Source organism: Sphingomonas sp. S2M10, assembly GCF_012650175.1.
Taxonomy (GTDB): Bacteria; Pseudomonadota; Alphaproteobacteria; order Sphingomonadales; family Sphingomonadaceae; genus Sphingomonas.
Window position 1 is genome coordinate 1 of sequence record NZ_JAAILI010000063.1, and the last position, 4,481, is coordinate 4,481.

Genomic DNA, 4,481 nt, shown 5'->3' on the forward strand with positions numbered 1-4,481 from the left:
CGCAGCCCGCCAGCCCGGGGGGAGCCGGTGCCCCCGCGCAGATCGGCCACCCCGTCGTGATCGACGTCGCCGAGGGGCAGGACCACACGCTCTCGATCGACCGCACCGGCGCGGCTGGCGCCACCGTCGCGATATGTTCGGCCGACCGCGCCTCGACCTCGGCGGGCGCCGATGCCGGGAGAGCCGGAGCATGGGCCAGTCGATCGATCAGACCGGGCAGATCGTGCGCCAGCCCGGCCGCGCCGCCCTGCAGCTGTTGCAGCGCATGGGCGACCTCATGCGCGACCAGATCGGGGCCGACCTGCTCGTTGGGCAGGAAGATCACCCCGTCCAGGCTCGCGCCCTTCGCGCCGCGACGCCGGAGCGACTCCGCCACCGCGGGCCCCACCACCACCGGGAGGTGCGCGGCGCGCTGGCCGAAGCGGCCGACGAGGATGCCGTGGTGCGGCAGCGGCACGGCACGCGCACCACGCTCGGCTCGTGCCGTCGCCGGGGTGGCGGCCGTGGCGCGAAGGCGGGCATGCGCCTTCACGCGCGTTCCCCGGGCCGGTGCCCCAGCCGCGCACGATCGCGCACCTGCCGCGCGACCGCCCGGCCGAGATCCGTGCCGCCAAGGCCTGGATCGACCTCCAACACCAGATCCTCCAGCGTTTCCGACCAGGCGATGCCGGCGCTGCGATCGCTCTCCCAAAGCCGGGCGATCTCGCGGTGGAAGGCGGCGGCGATGTGGCTGCCCTCCCCGGTCGAGGTGCCGGGCAGCAGCAAGCTGCCGAGTTCCAGGACCATTCCGCTCATGACCAGCACCGCGCGTCGATCTCGGCCGCCGGGCGGCCGAGCTTGCCATATTCCTCCCGCGCGGCTTCCAGCACCTGCGCCATGGTGACGGTGTCGCCGGTCCCCTGCGCCGCTGCGCGGAATGCCGCACCGAGCGCGATGTTGCGGATGATCCCGCCGGACAGCGGCAGCCGCGCGAGCCGCGCGACATCGAGCCCGGCGGTGTCCAGTACGGCCGGGAAGGCCCGCTGCCAGATGCGGCGGCGTTCCTCGATGCCGGGCATGGGGAAATGCAGCAGGAATCGCAGCCGCCGCGTGAAGGCCTCGTCCAGCGCGTCGCGCAGATTGGTGGTGAGGATGGCGAGCCCGGAGAAACTCTCCATCAGCTGCAGCAGATAGCCAACCTCCATGTTCGCATAGCGGTCCACCGCATCGCGGACCTCGCTGCGCTTGCCGAAGATCGAATCGGCCTCGTCGAACAGCAGTACACCGCCGCCCGCTTCGGCTGCGGCGAAGATGCGGCGCAGGTTCTTCTCCGTCTCCCCGATATATTTGCTGACGATCGCCGAAACCTCGACGCGGTAGAGATCGAGCCCGAGCGCCTGCGCGACCGCTTCGGCGGCCATGGTCTTGCCCGTGCCGCTTTCGCCGGCGAACAGCGCCGCGATGCCGAGGCCGCGCCCCCCCGCTGCGGTGCCCGCCCATTGATCGAGGATGCGGTGATGCACCCGCGCGGCGGAGACGATCGTCTCCAGCGTGCGCCGCGCGTCGTCGGGCAGGATCACGCGGTCCAGCGTCACCACTGGCGCGATGCGATCGATCAGCGCCAGGTCCGACGCACGGGCGGCGTCGCGCGCGGCTGCCCAGAGCCGGTCGGGCGTATCGCCGCCATGTGCGGCTGCGATCGCGGCGATCGCGGGCGTGGAAAGGCGGAAGCGGGCGGCGAGCGCGTCCAACCGCTCGCCCTGCGCTGCCGACTGCGCTTCGCCGAGCGCGGCACCCCAGGCAGCGCGCCGCTTCCCCCGGTCATGCCGTACCGACACGCGGTGCGCACCGAGCAGCGGGGGCGGCGCCTCGATCCCGACCAGGATCACCGGGCCCGTCCAGCCGAGCAACTGCGCGGGCGCGGTGTGCGTATCGCCGACCAGCACCAGCCCGAGACCGTGCAACAGGCTATCGCGCAACCACAGATTTTGCAGCACCTCCAGCGCACCGGCATCGTGCGGCAGGCGCGCGGTAGGGATCACCAGCGCCGCGAGCCCGGCCCGCCGCAGGCCTTCGATCGCATGGCCGACTGCCTCGCCGACATCTTCGCAGGCGAGCGCGACCGGCGTGACGGCGAGGCGCGCTGCCGTGCCGCGCAGCCGGGCGGCGATCTCGGCGACGGTGGCATCGTCGGTCGGTACCGACTGCGACCCGATCACCAGCGCCAGCGCCGCGAGGGGCGGCGCCAGCTGCGACACGCCGTTGAGGAAGTGCAGCACCGGCTCTTCCACCCAGAGCGGCTGCTCGGTGAAGCGGCCCGCATCCCCGATCACGAGGATCCGCGCACGGCGCAACGCGCCGTCCGGCCGCAGCGCCTGCCAGTCGAGCCCGTCACAGGCGCGCATCGCCAGCCCAACGCTTGGCGGGCCCGCCCCGAAGCGCGCCACCAGCCCTGCTGTCGTGCCGCACAGCTCGGCGGCGGCGGCGAAGAGCGCGCAGTCGCGCTCGCCCCCCGACAGCGCGAGCCTGCGGCCGAGTTCGAGCAGCAGCGGTATCGGGCAGGTGTCGGGATCGACCGGGTCGGGCGCCTTGCACTCCGCCAGCTCCGCGAGCCGCGCATGCAAGCGGTCGAGCGCGGCGGCGACCTGCGCGCCGTCGCGGCGCACCGACAGCGGGATGGCGGACACGCTCATGCCGGCACCGCCAGGATCGGGCCGGTGATGCCGCCCGCATCCTCGGTCAGCGCGCTTTCGGCGCCGTCGATTACCACCCGCGCGAGATAGCTGCCCTGAGGGACGCCGCGAATGGGGATGAGTCGCTGGTCGACCGACGCTTCCGGCACGCCCGGCGCCGGTTGCGGCGCGCTGAAGGCGAAGGCGGCAAAGCGCCCGTCGGGCCCGGCTGCGGTCGCGTTCAGCATCAGTTCGCAGCGCTGGTGACTGCCGACCGCGACATCGAAATGCGCGGTCACGTCGAAGCCCACTGCGCCTTGCGGCGTCACCTGCCGGTTGCGGATGGTGAAGCTGTCTGCAGGGCGCAGCACCGGGCGGATGGCCAGGGGGAGAAGATTGGAGCGCTCGCCCGCCACGGTGCCCGCCGCCGGCGGGGGCAGCGTTCCGGGGGGCTTGGGCAGGTCCTGTCGAACCTGCAGCGAGACGAGCCCCGGGCGCAGATCGGCCGGCAGCGTGATCTCCATGCGGTCGCTGCGCAGCCGCGCAGGATCGGCGGGCACCAGGACCGCGCCGACCGCCAGCGCGGTGATGGCGCCGCGCAGGCCCGAGCCTTCGAGCCGAACAACGTCGCCGGGCCAGGCAATCGCGCGCTCGGCGAACGGACCCGCCGCAGTCCCGGCGATCAGCACGCGCTGGAGGACCGGCCCGCGCAGCAGGGAGACCGAATGGCGGCTCTCGCGGACCGGCGGCGCGCTCGCCGCCCGACGCGGGCTCTCCATCAGCAGCGTGCCGACCCGGTAGAACATGCCGGTGCGAACGCCGCTGTTGAAGGTCGACCAGATCTGGGAGAATTCCTCCATTTCCTGGAACAACGGCTCCACGGTGATCGGGGCGGGCTGCTCCGCCAGGTCGCGCAGCGCCTGCGGCAGCGGCGATCCGTTCGGGAAATTCGCAGCCGCCATCGCGCGCAGCCGGTCGCGGGTCAGCACCGGCGTCTCGTGGAGGCCGATCAGCGCCAGGCCGAACGGTGCATCGCCCGCCGAACTGTCCTGCCCGTAGACGGCGAGCACATAGAGGATGTCGAGCGCGAGCAGCGCGCTGTCGCGGCGCTCTCCGCTGGCGGCATAGGCGGCCGTCCGGCTCGACATCCAGGACGTGTTGGGCGTCAGTCTCCAGGGGTAGATGGTGAGCGTTGGACGGGCAGGATTGGCGGCGCCGATCTGGTCGGGCGGGCGCGTGACGATGTCGAACTGGCCGGACTGCTGCACATCGGCGGCGTCGTTGATGCATTGCTGGATCCGCGTGCGCATCGCGTGGTTCAGCGCGGCGATGGCGAATCCGTCCGGCATGGATCAGCGCTTCCGACTGGCGCGATAGTCGTCGAGCGACTGACGCACCATTGCCCGGGGCAGCGCCACCGGCCGGGTGGCGACCGGATGCGGTGCCGGCGCGGGTGCAGCAGGCGCGAGGGGGGCCGCGCGAACCTCGATGCGGCCGATCCGCAGGGTGAAGCCGGCCGTGTCCTCCAGCACCGTTCTAGCAGCTTCGGTGGCAAGGGCGATGGGCGCGGGGTTGTTGGGCGGGCCTGGCGCGGGCTCCTGCAGCGGCAGCGACGGCCGGAACTGCGCCGCCCTCGGTTCCGTGGCGGCTTGCGGCAGAAGCCGTGCGTCGTCCCGTTCCATCGGGTCGGCAACTGCCCGTGGGGAGCGACCGGCTGCGCGTTCCGTGCCTTCTTGCGACGGTTGCGGCGGCGCCGTTCCCGTCGACTTGCGCGGCTGGGGGACCGGGAAGGGCGGGGCCGCGAGCGGGGCCGTCGCTCGCGGCCCCGCC

5 protein-coding genes are annotated in these 4,481 nt (G+C 73.0%); all 5 read right to left on the reverse strand.

Features of this window, described 5'->3' with window-relative positions; all coding sequences use genetic code 11:
* Window positions 1-532, reverse strand: a 532-nt coding sequence (locus S2M10_RS16145; protein WP_168847003.1) for a DUF4157 domain-containing protein, incomplete at its 3' end; no start/stop codon positions are given.
* Window positions 529-795, reverse strand: coding sequence for a hypothetical protein (locus S2M10_RS16150; RefSeq protein ID WP_168847004.1), 267 nt, complete (start codon window positions 793-795; stop codon window positions 529-531). The genes S2M10_RS16145 and S2M10_RS16150, both read right to left, overlap by 4 nt.
* Window positions 792-2,672, reverse strand: a complete 1,881-nt coding sequence (locus S2M10_RS16155) for an ATP-binding protein (RefSeq protein WP_168847005.1) — start codon at window positions 2,670-2,672, stop codon at window positions 792-794. The genes S2M10_RS16150 and S2M10_RS16155 overlap by 4 nt, the downstream gene beginning before the upstream one ends.
* Window positions 2,669-4,000 carry a DUF4255 domain-containing protein gene (locus S2M10_RS16160; RefSeq protein ID WP_168847006.1) on the reverse strand — a complete coding sequence of 444 codons (1,332 nt, stop codon included), beginning with the start codon at window positions 3,998-4,000 and terminating at the stop codon, window positions 2,669-2,671. The genes S2M10_RS16155 and S2M10_RS16160 overlap by 4 nt, the downstream gene beginning before the upstream one ends.
* Window positions 4,001-4,003: 3 nt before the next feature.
* Window positions 4,004-4,333, reverse strand: a complete 330-nt coding sequence (locus tag S2M10_RS16165) for a hypothetical protein (protein ID WP_168847007.1) — start codon at window positions 4,331-4,333, stop codon at window positions 4,004-4,006.
* Between the last annotated feature and the right edge of the window lie 148 nt (window positions 4,334-4,481).

Coding starts and splice junctions, on each gene's coding strand:
- S2M10_RS16150 (WP_168847004.1), bottom strand. CDS start 795: ATGAGCGGAATGGTCCTGGAACTCGGCAGCTTGCTGCTGCCCGGCACC.
- S2M10_RS16155 (WP_168847005.1), bottom strand. CDS start 2,672: ATGAGCGTGTCCGCCATCCCGCTGTCGGTGCGCCGCGACGGCGCGCAG.
- S2M10_RS16160 (WP_168847006.1), bottom strand. CDS start 4,000: ATGCCGGACGGATTCGCCATCGCCGCGCTGAACCACGCGATGCGCACG.
- S2M10_RS16165 (WP_168847007.1), bottom strand. CDS start 4,333: ATGGAACGGGACGACGCACGGCTTCTGCCGCAAGCCGCCACGGAACCG.